Here is a 20602-nt window from a genome sequence, read left to right as displayed (position 1 = left end):
AAATATTGAACTTCTTCTATAATATGTTTTTGAAAAGCTGTAAAAAAAATAAAAAAAATAATGTTTTTTATTAGTTTAGTATTGACATAAAAAATAAAGAACTCTAGCATTTAAGTATGACAAAATTAGAAACATTGATAAAAAAAACAAAAACAATAATTGTAAAGTTCAATTACAGTAAAAGTAAAGAAACGCTTTACTCTGAAAACAATATTAAAGTCTATAATAATATTAATTTTACATAAAATAATTAATTTATTATACAATCAAATATCCAACTAAAATAATGTTTCTAAAAATGTTTTGCATGTAAATATCAGAGATGATGTTTATTATAAAAAAATTTATTAAAGGAGTTCGTATATGAACAAAAAAATTTTATCATTATTTTTAGTAGTTGCAGCATCAGCTATTTTAGCAGTAAGCTGTAACAACAAAGCTACTAATCCAACAGAAAATTCAAACACATCTGTAACTCCAACGGAAGTAAAAGCAGCGGATGTAGCAAAAGCATTAAAAAGTATAGGTTCTTATAAAAATGGAGATCAAACTTGGAATTTCGGAGACAAATTTGATTCTTTGAAAACTACAGAAGCTTTATCAGGAACAGGTGATAATGGTACTAAATTGGATGATGTAAAAAAAGAAGTTAAATCAAAAATAGAAGAAGCTTTGAAAACTAAGGGTATAAAAGCAACTGTTACTGTAGGTGGAACTGCTAATGCATCTAATACCGATGCTGTAACATTTAAAGTAACTGTAGCAGCAGCAAATGAAAAAATTACTTTAAATGGTGATCTAGATGATTATAAAGATGGAAAAACAGGAATAACTATATCTCTTACACCTGCAAATGCAAAAAACTGGAAATAATTCCAAGATAGTTGTGTAGTTATAAAAACATGACTGCCATACAAAAAATTGAATATGATTACTAAACGGCATGTACATAATTAAAAATGTTCATGCCTATATAAAAATAACAATAACAAAAAATAATAAATACTTTCCAATTTTTTATGATGGGTATATTCATAATAGGATATGCCCTGAATAAAAAAATTGAATTAAACAAATGATAAAAAATAAAAAGAATCTATGACTTTCAAAACCAATATGTAATTAGCACACGATATTTTATACTGGCAGGAATCTTTTAATTAAAAGCATCCCTGCCATACAAAAAATTGAATATTAATAATATTATACCTTATTTAAAATAAGTCAATACAATAAATAATTTTTTTATTTAGGAATTTCAATTTTTATATATTTTTTAATGTGAAAAACAAGTACTTAATTATAAATGTTTTTTATCATAAAAATAAATAAAAGCTTCTTATGTAGATAAAAATTATACTTTTCATAATTGAATTAAAATATAAAACTACAGTAACTATTCTTAGTATTAGTACTAAGGCTAAAATATTTTTGATAATCAAGAAATTATTGATTTAATTATTAAAGACTATAATATTAAATAATATTTGAATTATGAAGGAATGTAATAGCAGTGTGTACCACAATTAAAAATGTACTAAAAGAAATAATGTCTGTATATACAAATAAAAAAATAATATACATATTTTACAATAGTCAGATATTATAATACATAACAATACAAAAATATTTTATCAATGTAAGTACAGCATATATAGAGCTATGATATATTATTATTTTTAAAAATAATATTGTTGAAACTTTTAAAAATAATGCTATTAATTATATGTTTATAAATATCTAGTAAAAAATAAGGATATATAAATGATTAAAAAACTATTCTATTTTAAAAATTTTAATTATAAATTATATTTTTCATTGATATTTTTATCTTTATTTCCAGCACTATATGAAACTATAAGAACTATTATAGTATCAATTTCATCAGATTCTTCTGCATTCAATATTATGGGGCATCTTGAATGGTTTGATTTAATAAATGAAACATTGCTTGCTTTTTTACATATACCTTTATATGCAATATTTAATAGAGTTATAAAAAACAATAATGATAGTGAATATTTTGCCAAGGTTACATTTAAAGTATTTGTAATTGGTTTTATTATTACTTCCATCAATATAGTAATAGTATCTAAAGAATTATATAAGGTTTTTATAATATTTGCTTTTGTGAAAACATTGCTTCTTATTTTATTGGATATGAATTTAATATTAAAATTCAATGTTTTTGGTGCTGCTTATTCTAATATGATTATAAATTTAGTTATGGGAATATTAGGCATTTTTATTTTAGTAAAAAAAAGATTGATAAAATTATCATGGTTTAACAAAGAAGATAAGATGATATTTATTTCTTATTTTAAAATAGGAATATTCTCTGCATTTCAAATTCTCGTGGATAACATAGTATATGCTTTGATGATTGTAAAAATGGTTAATCTTGTAGCAGAACAAGGTAATTATTGGATAGCAAATAATTTTATATGGAGCTGGTTATTAATGCCTGTACTTGCTTTAAATGAAGTTATAAGAACTAATTGTAAAGAAAATAAAAATAATCAAATTGGAAATTATTTTAGGATTATATTTTTTATAATTATTTTAGCATCAGCGGCAGTATTATTTTCAAATTTATTTTTTAAATACATAGAAAGACTTGAAAATTATAATGATATATATTTAATAGTATTAAAATTATCTCCTTTTTATATATTTTATGCATTCTCTATTATACCTGATAATATATTTATAGGTTATGGTAAAACACTATACAATCTTATAAACTCTATAATTATTAATTTTGTTTATTATGGTATTGTCTATTTTCTATATTTAAAAGGATATATTAATTTTAATATGAATACTATAATTATTATGTTTGGTTTGGGAATAATTTTGCATACTATAATATCATATATTATTCTTTATAAGAAAAAGGATATACTAATATGTTAGGAAATTAGTTATTAAAATAATTGATGCCTTAATATTAATTATTAAAACATTTCTGTTAATCTTAAATCCCATATTAAAAGTATAAGCCAAGTATATATAAATCTGTTACTTGCATTATTAAACTCTATATTAATTTTTATTTTATCATTATAATTGGTTTCAGTATTGATAATTTTTGTTTTTATATAAAAATCTTGATTATTGTATGAATCTTTATAAGAATATCCGTTAATTTCGTAATAACTTTTATGTTCTATATTCATGTCATATCTTTGAGAAAATGCTTTTATTGTGCCATAGCTTATTTCTATATTTTGTAATTTTTGTAATGCTTCTTCTAAATTATTTATTTTTATATTTGTAAACTGCATTATTGGCTGTGATAATTCATAATCTTCAAGCTGTTTTTTCCATTTTGATATAATACTCTCTTCCATTTCTATAGGACTTGATAAACTTACAAAATAATTATTATTTATATTCACTGTATTATCATCGTAGTTTGTATAACTTCCATCGCATGAATATCTGAATGTTGTTATGAAACTATTATTTTTATCAAATAAATTCCAAACTAAATTAATAGCAAATTTATTCATTATTGGATTATCAATAAATATTTCTTTGAAAAAATTAAAATCGTACTTTTTTCCTGTTAATAACATTTTTATTAAATTCCTGCTTTGATTTTTTATAATATTTGGGATTTCTTTTTTCATGTATTTAATTTCTTCTTTTGTACTATCATCAAAATCTTTAGGTATTTGCTTTAATATTTTATTTTCTTTGATATCAAAATAATCTATAGTATAATCATGTTTTAAAATTATTTTATACTGATTATTATTAACTTTTATTATTTTCTCTCCGTTTATATCAAAGTCAAAATTTGGTATAGCTTTTAATCCAAATTCATAAACAGTCAAATTATTTTCTTCTGCTATATCCTTAATTATTATTTCTGTCATCTCTTTTACTTCAGATTTTTTACTTTTTCTAAATGAATTATAAAGCATGTTAATAGCATATTTACTATTTTTATTTAAAGAAAATATAATCAAACATAGTTTTGAATCTTTTTCTTTTTTGTAAATCTCTCTTAATGCTTTATCGCCTCCAGATAATAGCTGAGGTTTCTTTGTTGGTGTTTGTGTATATTGTTTTTATTGCATTTATAAAAGATTTTTCATCAATTAAATTTATAATATAATCTATTTGTTTTATTCTGTAGGCTTCTCTTTTTAATTCTAAATATGATAAGTAAATATATTTTATTATTCTTTTATCTATATTTTCAATTTTTATATCATCTATAAATTGTACTTTTTTATCATCTTTTTTATTATAGTCTTTATCTATATAATTATAAACCTCTTCTATGCTATTAAAACTTTCAATATAGTTTGGTATTAATTCTTTTAATTCATTATAAAAATTATTTATTAAATATCTTTTAAGGAGATTAATTTTTTTATTTTTATGATTTTCTATAATTTTATATATATTTTTTACATTGTTTTTTATAAAATCATTTAAATTATTTTTTTCTTCTTTATCTAAAGTTAAAGCATATAAATAAGTCTTGAATTTAAAAGTTAATTCTAATGCAGAATCCTTATTAAAATTAGTCATATCCGAAAGATTATCAATATTCCAATCATCTAAATTTTGATTGAATGCTGATGTATTTGAAAACATACTTCCAGCATCTTTTAATTTTTTTGTATTCCAATTATTAATAGGTCGATTAAAATCTCTTGCAAACATAAACATACATCTCATATTTGTAACATTACTTACATTCCAATTATTAAGAGACTGATTAAATGCATAAGCCAATGAAAACATACCAAACATCTCTTTTACTTTAGAAGTATCCCATTTAAATAAAGGCTGATTAAATTTATGGGCAGATGAAAACATATGATTCATACTTTCTACATTACTTACATTCCAATCATTTATATTTTGATTAAAACTTTCAGCACAATGAAACATATCGCTCATACTTTGAACATTGCTTACATTCCAATTATCAAGAGGCTGATTGAAACTTTTAGCATTCATGAACATACTATTCATATTTATCACATTGCTTACGTCCCAATCATTCAAAGGTTGATTAAATTTGTCAGCCAAGAAAAACATATAAGCTGTATTTTTTACTTTAGAAACATTCCATTTACTAATATCTTTATTAAAATTCCTATTAGCAGAAAACATACCAGCCATATTTTCTACATTAGAAGTGTCCCAATTCTCTATACCGTCATAATTATCTCTATTAAAAAAATCGAATAAGTTTGCCATATCAGTTATTAAGCTGGTATCAATATCACCTAAATAAATACTTTCATCTGTTACTAAATCTTTTAATTCTTTTCTGCTTGTAGGTTTATATTTCATTTTAATTCCTATGATATTAATATTTTAATAATTAAATATTCTTTTTGAAGTGTTATTTATAAAATGTATTATGGATTTATCTTTTGGCTCATTTATTTTATAATATTCTAATAATTTTTGATATTCTGTTTTTATTGTGTTTATTATTTCTTTTTTATATTTTTTATTATTTTTTAAAATATTTTCTAAGTATGATGTTGTATTTCTTATTTTTTCTGTGTTTTTATTTGAGCATGCTTTTATAAATTCGTCTATATAAATATTGAATATATTATCATTTTCTAAACTGCTAATAGATAGGAGATACAATATAGTAGAGTTTCTGTTATTAATAAATATATCAAACTCGTTAAAATCAATTAAATTATTTTTATATAGATATAAAGCCATGGCTATAAAAAGACTAAAGTTATTTTTCTTATTTTCTTTATTAGTTAATTTTTTATAATATTCCAATGCCGATTTTATTTCAGCTGTCCAATCAAAAATTTCTTTTTTAAAATTGCCTACAAACAAATTGGCGTCAGCATGAACTTTTAAATATAAAACTTTAACATAAGAATCTATAATATATTTGTTTTGAAATGCTTCTCTTATATGTTTTTCTATTTTTTTATAATTATGATTGATTAATAAAACAGAAAATTTTAATTTATAATTTTCATCTTTTTCTAAATTGTATAAATTATATATTTCATTTAAATATTTTTCTTCTAATGATTTGTATTTATGCATCGTTGTTATGATACTTTGTTTATTTATAAAATTTTCTTCTTTTTTTGTATTGTTATTTAATATATCATGATAGCTTTTTATTAAATCATCAATTTCAAGTTTTAGCCTTATTCCAAAAGAACCCATATTATAATTAAGAGATGTTTCCAAAGCCCAATTTTCGTAATAATCTACGAAATTATCATAACATGTTATAAAAGGCTCTTCGTAAAACTCCTCATCATAATAAACAACTCTTCCTCTATTTTCTCCTGTTACTATTAAACCTATAGAAGATGAACAGCCCAAAGTCCCAAACCTTAATATACCGTAATATTCAAAGTCTGTATCTTCTATATCATTAGCATTTCCTTCATTGACTTTTTTTGAATATTCTTTCATCAAATCTATTCTGTTATCATATTTTAAATAATCAAAATACATATCTTCAAATTTGTCCATACTGTAGCCATGACATGCCCCTCCGTTGCCTACTTCAGTTATAAACCAAAAATAATCTTCTGGAAGTTTGAATTCATATTTATTTTCTAATTCTATAACTTTATTTTTATCTATAGGAGGATTTAATTTATATTCATGGCTTTCTGATGCGAATTGTTTGAAGTTTTTACATTTTTTTAATAGATTAAGAATGTTTTGTTTTCTTTCATTGTTTAGTTCTTTATTTATGTTTATCATTTATTAATTATACATTTTGAATATATAAAGTCAAATTATTAAATTAATTTGTTTGACTTTATGATATATTTTGTTATAATATAAATAACCGTACCGCAGGGCTTACCTTTGGTAGCTCACTCTGCGGGCTTTTTTATTTATGAAAAATTATAATAAACCTGCTTTATCAATTAATGATCAAATAAATTTGCTTCAATCTAGAGGATTATTAATAAAAGATATAAATTATGCTAAATCTGTTTTAGAAAAATTAAATTATTATAATTTTAGCGGATATACTTATATATTTGAGGATAAATCGAATAAAAGAACTCATAATTTTTCTAATAAAACCACATTTGAAGAAGTCTTTGAAGTTTTTAAATATGATATTCAAATAAGACAGCTTTTATTTTCATGTATTTCTTATGTAGAAATATATATGAGAAATATTATAGCTAGAAGTTTTTTAGATGTATATAATAATGATCCGTTTGCTAATTATAATTTAGTGAATTATTATAATGTAAATAGCGAAATAAAAAAAGAAGTTTTGCGTTCAAAAGAAATATTTATTAATCACTATAAGAAGGAATATTTAGATTATCCTAAAATACCAATTTGGATAAGTGTAGAAATAATGAGTTTAGGTACATTATCAAAATTTTATTCTTCTTCTGATAAAAAATTGCAAACTTTAATAACTAACAATATGAACCTATATCATTATAAGTATTTAAAAAGTTGGTTATTTGCTATAACTGAAATGAGGAATAGATCTGTACATCATTCAAGAATCTTATGCCGACAATTATTAAACCCTCCTATTATACCGAAAAATGTAATACTTAATAGTAATTATAATTGGAATTTACTTTTAAATTCTTATTTATTTAATTTTATAGTAACATTAGAATATATTGTGAAAGTTTCTAATATTTATACAGAATTGACATTACCTATTATTAATAATTTATATGATATGATTAAGCATATATCAGAAAACAAGATATTGAAGAATAAACCATTAATAAGTGATATAGGTATACCAAACAACTGGAATGGGGGATTATTTTTTATTTAATATATTTATTCACAGAGCATAATACCGCCTTCATATTTCAATGCTTTTGCTATTTTAAGCTCTTTTTTGTTTAGAGATGCTTCACTGTGAAGTTTGCATTTTAAGTATTCAGCACTTGTTCCTATATAATTATTGTCTGATAAAGTTTTTTCTATTATTATTTTTAGATTTCTTCCTTCGGCATTTTTGTAATATAAATCTTTTAATTTAATGTTTAGAGTATTTAATATTTTAGCTCTTTTTAATTTTGTTCTGTATCCAACTTGACCGTCCATTTTTGACGAAGGAGTATTTTCTCTGTTTGAATATCTAAATATGTGAATCTTTATAAATTTTGACTTTTCGCATAAATCATAAGTATCATTAAAATCAGTATTCTCTTCATGAGGAAAACCCACCATTACATCACTGCTTATAGCCATATTTGAATTAGTTTTATATAGTTTTTCAGTAATTGATAAATAATCTTCTCTTGTATATCTTCTGTTCATAAGTTTAAGTATTTTGTTGCTTCCAGACTGCAAAGGTATATGAGCATGAGGACAAAGCACATCGTCATTTTTAAATAGGCTTATAAGGCTGTCATCAAAATAAATAGGTTCTACGGATGAAAGCCTTATTCTAATACCATATTTTGAAGAATGTTCTAATATTTGAGTAAGTATATTATAGAAGCTAATTTCATTATTATAGTTGTATGAGCCTAAATTAAGCCCAGTAAGTACAATTTCTTTATAACCGTAATCATTAGCCATTTTTACAGCCTCAAATATTTTTTTTGGCTCAACACTTCTATGACTTCCTCTCACTCTTGAAACTATACAGTATGTACAGAAAACTTCACATCCATCCTGTATTTTTAAATAGGCCCTGCTTTGCTCCTGAGGAAAAAATATAGGATTTTTAACTTCATTAGAATTATTATTATGCATAGAATTAAATATTATTTCTGAAGCTTCTTCTTTTCTGTCATTTGGTATAAGAATAATATTGTCCTTAATAATAGAAGAATCTTTATCTTTTTTTGATACATAACAGCCTATTAAAAATACTTTTTTTTGAGATATATCTCCTAGTTTTTCCAAATAAGCCATAAGTTTTTTATCGCTGTCATTAGTAACAGTGCATGTATTTATAGCTACTGCATCAGCATTATTTAATTCAGTGATATTAGCTCCCATGTTTTTCAATTCATAAGAAATTTTTTCACTTTCATACTGATTAAGACGGCATCCGAATGTGTGTATATGTATATTCATAACAATATTCTCTATAAATAGTATTAATTCTTTGTTAGTAGTATATATCTAAAATTATAATAACTCAAACATTTTAAAAAAAAATTAATTAACATAATAAATTTATCATCAAAAAATAAAAACATTCCGATTAATATAATAACATAATTTTTTATTTTTGCTACTTGCAGTATTTTATAATTATGTTAATATAATTATGTTTATTAAAATGCATGTATACTATTAACATAATTAGTAAAGATTTATTAAAACAAATATAATATTTTAATTTTCTATTATAGCAAGGGAGTAGGCAATGAATCCTAACTATCGCATAGAGTTGGCAGATAATAATAAGGGGAGAGATAAAATGGCATCATTTAATAATGGGTCTTCTTTAGATACTGTAATAAAAGTAGTAGGTGTTGGAAACGGCGGATGCAACGCTGTAAACAGAATGATAGAAGAAGGTCTTGAAAATGTTGAATTTATTGCTATGAATACAGATTCTCAGGCACTTTCTCGTTCAAATGCTCCTACTAGAGTGGTTTTAGGAGATAGAGTAACACAAGGCTTAGGTGCAGGCACAGACCCAGAAAAAGGTGCTGAAGCAGCAAGAGAAGATATTGCTAAAATAGAAGAGCTTGTAAGCGGTGCTAATTTGGTATTTATAGCAAGCAGTTTCGGAGGAGGTACTGGAACAGGTGCCAGTCCTGTTGTAGCGGAAGCTGCTAAAAAAGCAGGGGCTTTAACTATAGGTGTTGTTACTAAGCCTTTTGAATATGAAGGCAAATTAAAGATGAACCGTGCTGAGGCTGGAATAGATAAAATGCTTACAGTTGTAGATTCTCTTATTATAATACCTAATGAAAATCTATATGACATGGTAGATATGGATAATTACAGCTATGAACAGGCTTTATCTGTTGTAGATGATATACTTCGTCAGGGAGTACAGGGTATTTCTGATATCATTACTCAGACAGGATTTATAAATGTAGACTTTGCCGATGTAAAAACTATGATATCTCTTTCTAATGGAAGGGCTCATTTAGGTATAGGAGTAGGCAAGGGAGATGACAGACTTCAAAAAGCTATTAATAATGCATTTGAAAATCCTCTTTTGGATGTTTCAAGTATTAAAAATGCAAGGGGAATACTTGCTAATATAGTTTGTCCTAAAGATTTTGCTATGAAAGAATATAGAGAAGCAAGCAAAATAATTAATAATTATGCTAATGAAAATGCTAATATAAAAATTGGTGTTTGCCCTAAAGAAGAGCTTAAAGATGAGATTATTGTTACAATAGTAGCTACTGGTTTTGATGCAAATGCTAAAAATAGTTTTGATAGTAAAGATGACGATGAAAATGCTAATGACAGATTTAATATAAACAGAAGTTTGAATTCTTCTTCTGTGAATAATGTTTCTAAAATAGATAACAGCAATTCAAATGAAACTGTTAATAAAGTTTTAGACAAAGATAAAATTATTTCTTCATCAGACAGCAGAGTTGAAAATATCAGTGAAATAGATAATATTAATACGATGATAAAAGAGCCTGAAGAAGAAAAAGAAGTTGAACTTGAAAGTTTGAATGTTAATAAAAATGCTGATATTCATGAGAATAGTGTTAAACAAGATAATCAAGATAATAATGTTAAAACAGAAGAAATAAAATCAGATATTAATATCAAAGAAGAGATTAAAGAAGTTGTAAAAGAAGAAATCAAAGAAATTAAAGAAGAAGTAAGAAAAGAAGAAATTGATAAACTCGATAAAAAAGAAGAAAAAACTAAGATAGAGGAAGCAGAAGTTAAAGATAATAAAGAATATTCTGCTGATAGTTTTGAGAGCAAAATAAATAATCTTAAAAAACCTCTTATGGTTAAAACAAATAGATTTAATACATCTGATAATGAACTTAGCATTAATGAAAATAATAAAAAAGATGAAGATTTTAATAGAACTATAGTTAATAATGTTAATAATAATAAAAATATTGAGCATTCTCAAAAATATGAAACTAAAAATTCTACTATAAGCAGTAAAGCTGTAGAAAAAATAGCAGAAGAAATGCGTTTTGATGATGAAGAGAAAAAGAATACTCCTCATTCAAATGATTTTAAAATGCCGTTTGATGTTGTATCCGATGATTATATGGATAAACATAATAAATTGGGATATAAAATGTCTATATTTGGAGAAACATCTTCAGCAGATACAGATTTAGAAAAACCTGCTTTCTTAAGACGCCAAATACAGGCAAGAAATACTATGAGATAAGGTGTTGTTTTTATTATGAAGAAAAATACTTTTAAAAAAAGATTAATATTGAATCTTTTTATTTTCTATATATTTAGTTTATCAGCTTTTTCTCAAAATACTATAGAAAATGCTCTTAAACTTTATAATGATAGAAATTATGAAGGTTCTATAGCTATATTAGAATATCTTAATGTAAAACCTAGTGATTTGGATTCTTATCTTTTATTAATAGATAATTATATAAAACTTAATAATTATGCAATGGCTGAAACTTTAATTGCAGATGCTGAGCGTTATCATTCCAAATCATATAAACTTTTTGAAAGAAAATTGATTATAGAAATCACTAATAATAGAAATTCAGAGGCTAGAACAACAGTTAATACTATAAAAAATTTAGATAGTAAAAATTATCTTGCCAATTATGCTGAGGGGGTTCTCAGTGAAAGAGCAGGATATTATAAAACAGCAATGAGTCTTTATGAAAGAGCAAGAGTTATAGATAAAATCAGACCTGAAGCCACTGCTGCTTTAGCATATTTATATCTTGCAAACGGAGATAATCAGACTGCTTTAAGTTTATTTAATGAAAATATTGCCAATAACCCTAGAATGGCGGAATCTTATTATAATTTAGCTAATTATTATTATTTAAATAAAAATTATAATTCTGCTTTAAATGAAGTAAATAATGCATTATTCTATTATACAAATTACAGTGATGCTAAAATTTTACAGGCTAATATATACATAGCATTAAACAGATATGATGATGCTATTGGTATATTAGAGTATATGCCTGATACTGATTTTAATAATAATTCAAAATATTATTATATAGGGAATGTTTATGAGGGTGCTGATAATTATGTGAGAGCTAAGAATGCTTATATAAATTATCTTAGAGCAAATCCGGAAAATGAACTAGGAAGACTTGCCTATGAGAGGGTGCTTCTTCATACAAATCCTAATCCTGATTATGAGAGAGATAGAGCTGCTTTATATTACGGCAATTTAGCTTCTTACTATACAAGACTTGCTGATAATGTAAGAGCACAGGCTTATTTAAAACACATGCTAAGATTGAATCCTGCTAATACTTATGCCAGATTAATGCTTTCTGATGTTTACAAAAGAATGGGTTTGGAAGAGAAATCTCTTGAAGAACTTGAAATAGCAAAAAATGTTAATCCTGAAGATAAATCCATTACATACAAATATGACAGCTATAAAAGAAGATTGAATAAAAATATAATATCAAAGGGATGGGGTATAAGCCAGTATAATATAGAGAATCCAGGTTTTACAGTTGCAATAGCTGATACTATCACTGCTCAAAAAGATAGTCCTATGTATTTGAATACTGCTTTATATCAAACATTATCTTATGTTTTGCCGCAGTTTGGAAGATTTAAGGTATTAGATATGTATACAAATTATTATAATACTAGAGATTTGTATAGAGAGTTAAATAATAGAAATGTTGATTATTATTTAAGAGGTTCTGCTTTCCAAAATAATGATACATTTACTATAATGCTTGATTTAGTTGATGTAAAGAGTGAGAAAGTTGTTACAAACTTCACAGTTATGACTAGAGGAAGAGAGAAAATAGTTGGTGCTGCTGTTATGGCTGGAAGAGTAGTAAATAATGCTATTCCATTTTATTCTAAAGTGATAAAGATTCATAATGATAATATATATATAAACTCAGGCAGAATGCAGGGTATTACAAATAACATGAATTTAATTATATATAATACAACAACTCCTAGAACTGATTTATCTACTAGAGGATATAACAGTGCTATAGGAATGATAAAAATTATAACAGCTGATGAAAATGTATCTTTAGCTAAACTTATAGACGGAAGAGTATTGAATAAAGTAAATTTAAATCAAATAGTAATGCCTTATATTACAAACACCGCTGTTCAGTCTACTAATACAAATGCTCAGTAAAGAAATTATATGGAAAGAAATATTATAGGAGTATATGGGCTTATATGTTCAGGTAAGAGTTCATTTTCCAAGATGCTTGCTAAGGAAATGAATGCATTATATATTGATGCTGATTCTATAGGGCATGAGGCTTTAATTAATAATAAGGAAAATATAGTTAGAGAATTTTCTTCTGATATATTAGATGAAAATAATAACATAGACAGAAAAAAGTTAGGCTCTATCGTTTTTAATAATTCAAAAAAATTAAAGAAACTCGAAGAACTTAATTACCCCTATATAGAGAAAAGAGTTAAAGAATTAATTGATTCTACGGATAAAGATGTTGTTATAGAGGCTGCTCTTATAATGAGAAGCAATATAAAATCTATGTGCAGCAGTTTAATATATGTAAATGCAAAAACTTCTGATATAATAAACAGAATGAAAAAAAGCAGAAATATATCAGAACATGAAGCAAGAAAAAGATTAAAAATGCAAAGAGATGTTAAAAATAATAGATCCAATGCCGATATTTTAATAAACAATATGAAAGATTATAATCATTTGATTATAGTTTCAAAAAGACTAGGAAGGCATTATGGATTTAAATCAAAATACAGAAGAAAAAAACTCTTCTATTAATAATCAATTTGGCAAAAGAAAAACACTTTATATAGTTAATTTTACACCTATAAGATTATTAGTATTTTCTATAAGTGCAGTAGTATTAATATTATTTATTTTTGTATTGGGTTTTCATTTGGGCGGATCGAAACCTGTACATGCTGCTAATAGTGCTGATGATTCTATGGAGGCATTAATGAGAGGTGCCGAAACATCAGATAATATGAACAGTGAAATAAGCAGTGCCGATGTTCCTAATAATGATATAATGGCATTAAATGAATATGATAATACTTCTTCTTCTAGTATAATAAGGGAAGGCAATACTTCTGCTGACAGATATAATGAGTACACACAAAATTTAGCTTCAGAATTGGATGCTATTAATGAGGATATAAAACAAAAAGAAACTATGGGTATGTCTCCAAATTCTACTTATACTCCTCCTCAGCAAATGGCAGTTATTACTCCAGCACCATCATCAGCAAATAGTAGTACAGCAAATACAAGAGTTCCATATACAAGATCATCATCAAGCGACTCTATATATTTTATACAAGTAGCTGTTGGTTATGATAAAGAGAGTACATACTCTGCAAGAGATACTTTAAAAGCCAAATTTCCAAAAACTTTTATAAAAGAAGAGAAAACTGATGATGGTAAAATGATGTATAAATTAAAAGTTGGAAGATATGAAAGCAGAGAAGATGCTCAAAAAGTTTTGGCTGAAATAAAAAAGATACCAGCTTATAAAGATAGTTATATTTATTCCGATAAGAAAGTAAGTTAAATAAAAATATCCTAAAAGTTATAGTAATACCCTCTTAAAATATTTAATTTTTTGAGGGTATTATTATATTATCTGTTCAAATTTTGTATTTTTTGATTCTTTACTGTCTATCTCTATATTTTTATTTTTATTATTAATGCTGTTATCATAATATGAGGCGGTTATAGTCAATGTATCTTTATCTTCTTTTGAAAAATATCCCATTATCATAGCAGAATTATTAATTATATCTTCAATATTTTCTATATCTTTTATATTTTTAAAAAGTTCTAAATATCCGAAAGGTCCTTTATTATAATTAGGTTTTAATGTTATGCAGTTTTTTCTTTCCCTTTTTTCTAAAGCATCATTTTCTTTTTCATTTCTTCCAAGTAAAAGTTTAACATCTTTATTCATTCTAATATGTCTGCCTATAGCTAAATACTGCATCAATTCCATATTTATTATATCAAATCCATTGTTAGAAGTTAAATCAGCGTATCTTCTCGCGTATCCCTTATCAACTATGGCACATCCTGCTCCAGCTGGAATAGGGTAGTCTGTTATTCCAAACTCCTCTGCTAGTTTCATTTGAACATGCCTAGATCTTCCATATATATCATAAAGATTTTCTCTATTTATTAAACCTTCTTTTTCAGGTATTGTTATAGGCAAAAGTTTAGCAGATAAAGGTCTTAATAATCTTCCTTCAAGTCCGCTTTCTTTTATAGCATTTATTAAGTCTTGTGATTTCTGACTCATTGGTCTTTGTCCTTTAACTTCCCCTGTTGCTACAAAATCAAAATGTTCTTCTTCCATTATTTTTTTGGCAGTTTTAAGCATTAATATATGACAGTCCAAACATGGATTAATTGCACTTCCGTATCCGTATTTAGGGTTTAAAAACATATCAAGATAAACATCTTTTAATGAAACAAATCTAATAGGTATATTAAGAAAATCAGCTGCCTTTTTAGCGGGATCATCGTTATATATATCCAAAAGCTCTTCTTTTATAACAGAATATTCTAGACCAGTTACAAATCTTATAGCAAGAACATCTATATTTTCTCTCTTTAATATAGCTCCTACAAGCATGCTGTCTAATCCGCCCGATAATAGTAAAATAGCTTTTGCTTTTTTATCAATCATTAGAATTTTCCTTTTGTTTATATAATTATTTTTATAATATACTAAATGATTTTGTTTTGTCAATATTTTATTATTTTTTAAAAATTATATTATAATTAATTTATATATAAAAACTAATTATTTTTACAAAAAGTTGATTTTAGTTTTTAAAGCTGCAAGTAAGGGGGTATCAAATATTTATGTACTATTTATTTAAAAATAAGTTTAATAAATTATTATATATTTGTATTTTAATTTTATTGATATTGAAAATATTTTTAATAGGTTTATTATTGTATGCAAAAATTATTTAGGGTTATAAAAAATGTCTGATAATAATAATAATAAATCTATTTTTCTTGCAGCTATAGCATATATAATGTGGGGACTTCTTCCTGTATATTGGAAAGCGGTGCAGAATTTTGATTCGGCTTTTGTTTTGGGTATAAGAGTTATTACAACTTTTATATTTACTTTGATAATAATTATATATAAAAGAGCCAATTTATATAGAGGTGTAAAGCCTTTAGTATCAATAATAATAGCGGGTATATTTTTAGGTCTTAACTGGTATTTATATATTTACACTGTCAATTCAGGTCATGTACTTGAAGCAGGTTTGGCATATTATATAGCACCTATTTTAAGTATATTAATAGGAATAATAATTTTTAGAGAAAAGAAAACAGCTTTGGAATATGCGGCAATAATTTTAATGTTTATTGGCATGATATATCAAACTATAACATTGGGCAAGCCTCCTATTATGGCATTTCTTATAGGGTTAACTTTTTCAATATATGGATTATTCAAAAAGATGACTGTTTATTCAGGATGGGAGAGTTTATTTTTGGAAACATCTGCTATACTTATACCTTCAGTTATTTTGAGTAAAATATATTTTCCAGCATCGCCTCAGCCAGTATCTTCTTGGGTTACATTAATGTTTGCTGGCATTGCTACTGGAATACCATTATATTTGTATGCAAAGGCAGCTAAGGGACTTCAAATTTCTACGCTTGGATTTCTGCAGTTTTTTGTGCCTCTGCTTGCTACTTTACTTGCTATATTCGTTTATAAAGAAGAAGTTAATTTGAATAGGGCAATTACATTGGCTATAATAATATTGGCTGCTGTACTCTATGCTGTATCTATATTTAGAAGCTCTTTTTCTAATAAAAAATAAAGTTTTATATTTTTATTTCTTTTAATATATTTATAATATTTAACCTTATTAAAATTATAAATATTAAGAAAATTATGGAGTAAATAATATATATGATATCCCTAAATCTTATAAAAGATTTATAGAGTCTTGTTTTAATATAAGGTGCACTGTAGCCTCTTACTTCCATAGCAGCTGCCGTTCTCACAGATGACTGTATAGCAGAAATGACTATAGGTATAAATAGATTTGCTGTATTTGATATTTTTTCAGGTATTGACATTAATTTATAATCTAATCCTCTAGCCTTCTGAGCTTTTCTTATCCTTACGGCTTCATCTTTTATTAACGGTATAAATTTTAATGATAATGCTATTATTGTGCTGATGCTTTCTATAGGTATTTTTAAATATTTAAGATGGTAAAATATTTTTTCTATTGCAAATCCTATATCCATTATATCCATAGATGATAATACTACAGCAGCTAATATAATGATGCCGAATAATCTAAATACTGTATTTACTATATAATTTATGTCCCTTCCTATAAGAAAATAATTTATAATTATAATAGACAGAAGCAGCCATATAGAAGCAAAAAATATTTTTATGATGTTTTTTATATTTATTCCTATAAAAATTACATGCAGTATTACAGCGGCAGCACAGAATATAGTTTGATTAATATTATTCATAACTATTAATGATATAGCTAAAAATAATGTTGATAAAAAAATTGTTCTGGGATCAAATCGTTTAGTCATAAATTATGCTCTTATTAATAAAATATTCTTTGTATTAACTCATTTGAATTTGATATATTATCAAGATTGCCAATACCTAATTTTTTTAATTCTTCTATATATTTATAAATTTCTGGTTCTATTAAATTATATTCTTCCAATATACTTTTAGAAAACAGCAGATCTTTGGGCTTTCCATAAGTATATTTCTTATTCTTATTTACAATAAAAACATTATCTCCGTATTCTATTATATCATCTAATATATGAGAGGACTGAATTATTGTTATATTTGAATTTTTATTTAATTCTTTTATTGTTTTCATAAATATATTTTTACTTTCAAAATCAAGTCCTGCAGTTGGTTCATCTAAAAATAAAATTTTCGGCGACGTAATTATTATTGATGCTAGGGCTATTGTTCTTTTTTGTCCTCCGCTTATTTCAAAAGGAGATGCTTTTAAAAGTTTTTTATCTATATTTAATAGATATAGTACTTCTTTTAATTTTTTATTTATTTCTTTATTATCCAATTTATTTCTTTTTAGATTGAATACTATTTCTTCTTTTATTGTATTATTAAAGAATTGTTTTTCTGTGTATTGAAGCATTATTCCTGATGAATTTCTAAATTCTTTTAAATTTTTTTTATCATCTATCAATTTATTATCGAATAATACTTCTCCTGATATTCTTTTTATAAGCAGACACATAGTTTCAAGCAATGTGGATTTTCCGCTTCCTGATACTCCAGCCAAAAAATGAAATTTGCCGCTTTCAAATGTATAATTTAAATTTTCTGTTATTATATTTTTTTCTTTTTTATTAATTATATATCCTGCATTTAAATTTTTTAAAGTGATTTCCATAAACTTTCGCAAACCTTTTTATAATCAAAAATATCTTTATCAATCAGTATATTTTTATTTTTATATAATTCATAAGCTAATTTAAAATTAATAGGCATATTTAATTTGTGAAACTCATCATTTTTTATTAATGCATTAACAAAATCATTAACAGACCCATTAAATGTTATATTTCCATTATCCATAAATACAACCTCATTGCAGTATTCTATTTCATTAATATGATGAGTAACTATTACTATTGCCGTTCCCATAGAATGTATCTTTTTAAGTACATTAATGACTTTCATCCTGTTCTCAGCATCAAGCATAGATGTAGGTTCATCCAATACCAATATTTTTGGATTGAGTACTAAAGAGGAGGCAATGCATAGTCTTTGCTTTTCTCCTCCTGATAATGAATGTACTTTATCTTTTCTTTTATTTGACAAATCAACTATTTCAAGAACTTCATCTATTTTTTTATCCATTTCTTTGCTTGGTACAGAATAATTCTCCATTGCAAATGCTACATCAAGTTCTACAGTATCGGCGACTATCTGATCATCTGGATTTTGGAATACAAGGCTTGATATTTTATATATTTCTGACATATTTTCGTTTATGTCCATATCAAATATTTTTATGCTTCCGCTGTTTGCTTTTTCTATACCAAACATTAGCTTTATTAAAGTGGATTTTCCGCTTCCATTTTTTCCAAGCAATGCTAAATAGCTGTTTTCATTTATTGTTAGATTTAAATTATTGATAAGTTTATTTTTATCATCTTCAATATATGAGAAAGATACATTATTAAATTCAACGGCTTTATTCATAATTTTATCCATTTTTCTTTAGCAGCAAGCCCATATTAAAAAAATATAATTTATTATAGATAGTTATCTATATCATAAAATGGTATATTTATATTATTTTCTTTTAAAATAGATTTAAATATTTCCATAAACATACCGCTTTCGCTTATCATTTTTACTCTTGAAGTTATATCTTCTTTATCTTTATATAAACCAACTTCTCCTTCCCAATCAGCAGAGCATGTTAAATTAACTCCGCAGCTTGGACTTCCAGCTATTCCATATATGCCTATTATTTCATATCCATTATCTATATATTCTTTTATTGTGTCTGTAAATGAATTAAGAATTTTATATGCATATTTTTTATATCCAACATTATTAAATTGTTCTTTTACATGTCCCCATCTTTTTAATCCATAGCATTCTGTTTCAGGACATGGAAGCTGCAATATACCTATATTATTTTCAAATAAAGTTTTAATAAAAGGAAAAAATATATTCATATCTTTGTATTCTCCTTTTACAACAGAGTTTTGATTTAATACACAATGAGATAATATTGCCAATTTTTTGGATCTATTCATTTTCTATATCCTCATCAGAAGAATTAGATATTTTTTGAGATATTAATTTTTTGTTAGAAGTTATTTTTGTAAGAATAGAATTAGGTATTCTCCAAATTATGATATATGCTATTATACATGATAAAGGTTTATCTACTATATTTGATATTATTCTTGGTATAAATGCAGAAGTAAATATTTTTTGTCCGCTTTGAATTAAAAATCCAGTCATAATATCCATAGGTCCTCCTGCTAATCCTCCGTATAATACTACTGTTATAGGTGTTCCTACCAAAGGTGCCGCAACAGCAAGTATTAATCCTGTTATTACGGCAGTTTGAATTTTAAATCCGAATTTAATAGATATAAATCCTGTTATTATACCTATCATCATGTTAACTATTGCATAGGGAAGTTCTGCAGGATTATTTACCATTGATGTTATTAAATTAGTAACGAACCCAGTTATAGCACCGTATAATGGTCCTAATACTGCTCCGCTTAATACTGTACCCATTACATCAAAAAATACGAATGGTATGTTTAAATGTTTTGCTATGAATGACAGCACTATATTTAATGCTACACCTACAGCACAGAAAGTTAATGAATATGATTTAGTTTTCATTTTTATATCCTTATAAAATTATTTTATTAAAATATTCAGAAACGAAAGAATATTGTTTTTTA

The 20602-nt window shown here is 25.0% G+C and carries 16 protein-coding genes and 1 pseudogene; 8 read left to right on the top strand and 9 right to left on the bottom strand.

Features of this window, described 5'->3' with window-relative positions; translation table 11 throughout:
• Positions 1–363 precede the first annotated feature (363 nt).
• Together Q0J69_RS06535 and Q0J69_RS06530 are read left to right on the top strand one after the other, a co-directional pair.
• The gene (locus tag Q0J69_RS06535) at positions 364–873 is read left to right on the top strand and encodes a hypothetical protein (protein ID WP_297205268.1); all 510 of its coding nucleotides are present in this window, start codon (positions 364–366) and stop codon (positions 871–873) included.
• 891 nt (positions 874–1764) lie between these two features.
• Positions 1765–2916, top strand: a complete 1152-nt coding sequence (locus tag Q0J69_RS06530) for a hypothetical protein (RefSeq protein ID WP_297205267.1) — start codon at positions 1765–1767, stop codon at positions 2914–2916.
• Between the two features lie 41 nt (positions 2917–2957).
• Here the strand turns inward: Q0J69_RS06530 and Q0J69_RS06525 are convergent.
• A pseudogene (locus Q0J69_RS06525) lies at positions 2958–5322 on the bottom strand (BspA family leucine-rich repeat surface protein).
• 24 nt (positions 5323–5346) lie between these two features.
• Positions 5347–6735: an SMI1/KNR4 family protein gene (locus tag Q0J69_RS06520; RefSeq protein WP_297205266.1), complete on the bottom strand. Its 1389-nt coding sequence runs from the start codon at positions 6733–6735 to the stop codon at positions 5347–5349.
• 139 nt (positions 6736–6874) lie between these two features.
• Between Q0J69_RS06520 and Q0J69_RS06515 the strand changes: the two genes are divergently transcribed.
• Positions 6875–7798: an Abi family protein gene (locus Q0J69_RS06515; RefSeq protein WP_297205264.1), complete on the top strand. Its 924-nt coding sequence runs from the start codon at positions 6875–6877 to the stop codon at positions 7796–7798.
• A 5-nt stretch (positions 7799–7803) separates the two neighbouring features.
• On the opposite strand, the gene Q0J69_RS06510 is transcribed toward Q0J69_RS06515, so the two are convergent.
• Positions 7804–9057 (bottom strand): MiaB/RimO family radical SAM methylthiotransferase, encoded by a 1254-nt coding sequence (locus tag Q0J69_RS06510; protein WP_297205262.1) that lies wholly within the window; start codon positions 9055–9057, stop codon positions 7804–7806.
• Positions 9058–9352: 295 nt separating this feature from the next.
• Between Q0J69_RS06510 and ftsZ the strand changes: the two genes are divergently transcribed.
• Genes ftsZ through Q0J69_RS06490 form a run of 4 tightly spaced genes read left to right on the top strand, consistent with a single transcriptional unit; the run spans position 9353 to position 14663 of the window.
• Entirely contained in the window at positions 9353–11323 is a 1971-nt protein-coding gene (gene ftsZ / locus Q0J69_RS06505) for a cell division protein FtsZ (RefSeq protein WP_297205260.1), read from the top strand.
• 15 nt (positions 11324–11338) lie between these two features.
• Positions 11339–13267, top strand: coding sequence for a tetratricopeptide repeat protein (locus tag Q0J69_RS06500; RefSeq protein WP_297205259.1), 1929 nt, complete (start codon positions 11339–11341; stop codon positions 13265–13267).
• Positions 13268–13276: 9 nt separating this feature from the next.
• Positions 13277–13891: a dephospho-CoA kinase gene (gene coaE, locus Q0J69_RS06495; protein WP_297205257.1), complete on the top strand. Its 615-nt coding sequence runs from the start codon at positions 13277–13279 to the stop codon at positions 13889–13891.
• Positions 13848–14663, top strand: a complete 816-nt coding sequence (locus Q0J69_RS06490) for an SPOR domain-containing protein (protein WP_297205255.1) — start codon at positions 13848–13850, stop codon at positions 14661–14663. Before coaE ends, Q0J69_RS06490 begins: the two co-directional genes overlap by 44 nt.
• Positions 14664–14726: 63 nt before the next feature.
• Here Q0J69_RS06490 and Q0J69_RS06485 read toward each other — a convergent pair whose 3' ends face one another.
• The gene (locus Q0J69_RS06485) at positions 14727–15794 is read right to left on the bottom strand and encodes a thiamine biosynthesis protein (RefSeq protein ID WP_297205253.1); all 1068 of its coding nucleotides are present in this window, start codon (positions 15792–15794) and stop codon (positions 14727–14729) included.
• Between the two features lie 304 nt (positions 15795–16098).
• Here Q0J69_RS06485 and rarD point away from each other — a divergent pair, with 304 nt between their 5' ends.
• Positions 16099–16959, top strand: a complete 861-nt coding sequence (gene rarD, locus Q0J69_RS06480) for an EamA family transporter RarD (protein WP_297205251.1) — start codon at positions 16099–16101, stop codon at positions 16957–16959.
• 4 nt (positions 16960–16963) lie between these two features.
• Here the strand turns inward: rarD and Q0J69_RS06475 are convergent, their stop codons facing one another.
• From Q0J69_RS06475 to Q0J69_RS06455, 5 genes are read right to left on the bottom strand one after another with little or no spacing between them, the layout of a single operon-like run.
• Positions 16964–17704 carry an energy-coupling factor transporter transmembrane component T gene (locus Q0J69_RS06475; protein WP_297205249.1) on the bottom strand — a complete coding sequence of 247 codons (741 nt, stop codon included), beginning with the start codon at positions 17702–17704 and terminating at the stop codon, positions 16964–16966.
• A 14-nt stretch (positions 17705–17718) separates the two neighbouring features.
• Positions 17719–18552 carry an ATP-binding cassette domain-containing protein gene (locus Q0J69_RS06470; protein ID WP_297205247.1) on the bottom strand — a complete coding sequence of 278 codons (834 nt, stop codon included), beginning with the start codon at positions 18550–18552 and terminating at the stop codon, positions 17719–17721.
• Complete coding sequence (locus Q0J69_RS06465) at positions 18537–19367, bottom strand: ABC transporter ATP-binding protein (RefSeq protein WP_297205245.1); 831 nt, start codon at positions 19365–19367, stop codon at positions 18537–18539. Before Q0J69_RS06465 ends, Q0J69_RS06470 begins: the two co-directional genes overlap by 16 nt.
• 53 nt (positions 19368–19420) lie before the next feature.
• On the bottom strand, positions 19421–19933 hold the full coding sequence (locus Q0J69_RS06460) for a CD3072 family TudS-related putative desulfidase (RefSeq protein ID WP_297205243.1): 513 nt from the start codon (positions 19931–19933) through the stop codon (positions 19421–19423).
• Positions 19926–20540 (bottom strand): CD3073 family putative ECF transporter S component, encoded by a 615-nt coding sequence (locus Q0J69_RS06455; RefSeq protein WP_297205242.1) that lies wholly within the window; start codon positions 20538–20540, stop codon positions 19926–19928. Before Q0J69_RS06455 ends, Q0J69_RS06460 begins: the two co-directional genes overlap by 8 nt.
• Positions 20541–20602: the final 62 nt, after the last annotated feature.

The sequence above is a fragment of the uncultured Brachyspira sp. genome, from assembly GCF_944388875.1.
Classification (GTDB): domain Bacteria; phylum Spirochaetota; class Brachyspiria; order Brachyspirales; family Brachyspiraceae; genus Brachyspira.
The sequence above is the reverse complement of the archived record's forward strand: the minus strand, read 5'-3'. Positions and strand labels throughout refer to the sequence as shown.

Bases quoted from the DNA above. Each gene is read 5' to 3' on its own strand.
- Q0J69_RS06535 (WP_297205268.1), top strand. From the start codon at position 364: ATGAACAAAAAAATTTTATCATTATTTTTAGTAGTTGCAGCATCAGCT.
- Q0J69_RS06530 (WP_297205267.1), top strand. From the start codon at position 1,765: ATGATTAAAAAACTATTCTATTTTAAAAATTTTAATTATAAATTATAT.
- Q0J69_RS06520 (WP_297205266.1), bottom strand. From the start codon at position 6,735: ATGATAAACATAAATAAAGAACTAAACAATGAAAGAAAACAAAACATT.
- Q0J69_RS06515 (WP_297205264.1), top strand. From the start codon at position 6,875: ATGAAAAATTATAATAAACCTGCTTTATCAATTAATGATCAAATAAAT.
- Q0J69_RS06510 (WP_297205262.1), bottom strand. From the start codon at position 9,057: ATGAATATACATATACACACATTCGGATGCCGTCTTAATCAGTATGAA.
- ftsZ (WP_297205260.1), top strand. From the start codon at position 9,353: ATGAATCCTAACTATCGCATAGAGTTGGCAGATAATAATAAGGGGAGA.
- Q0J69_RS06500 (WP_297205259.1), top strand. From the start codon at position 11,339: ATGAAGAAAAATACTTTTAAAAAAAGATTAATATTGAATCTTTTTATT.
- coaE (WP_297205257.1), top strand. From the start codon at position 13,277: ATGGAAAGAAATATTATAGGAGTATATGGGCTTATATGTTCAGGTAAG.
- Q0J69_RS06490 (WP_297205255.1), top strand. From the start codon at position 13,848: ATGGATTTAAATCAAAATACAGAAGAAAAAAACTCTTCTATTAATAAT.
- Q0J69_RS06485 (WP_297205253.1), bottom strand. From the start codon at position 15,794: ATGATTGATAAAAAAGCAAAAGCTATTTTACTATTATCGGGCGGATTA.
- rarD (WP_297205251.1), top strand. From the start codon at position 16,099: ATGTCTGATAATAATAATAATAAATCTATTTTTCTTGCAGCTATAGCA.
- Q0J69_RS06475 (WP_297205249.1), bottom strand. From the start codon at position 17,704: ATGACTAAACGATTTGATCCCAGAACAATTTTTTTATCAACATTATTT.
- Q0J69_RS06470 (WP_297205247.1), bottom strand. From the start codon at position 18,552: ATGGAAATCACTTTAAAAAATTTAAATGCAGGATATATAATTAATAAA.
- Q0J69_RS06465 (WP_297205245.1), bottom strand. From the start codon at position 19,367: ATGAATAAAGCCGTTGAATTTAATAATGTATCTTTCTCATATATTGAA.
- Q0J69_RS06460 (WP_297205243.1), bottom strand. From the start codon at position 19,933: ATGAATAGATCCAAAAAATTGGCAATATTATCTCATTGTGTATTAAAT.
- Q0J69_RS06455 (WP_297205242.1), bottom strand. From the start codon at position 20,540: ATGAAAACTAAATCATATTCATTAACTTTCTGTGCTGTAGGTGTAGCA.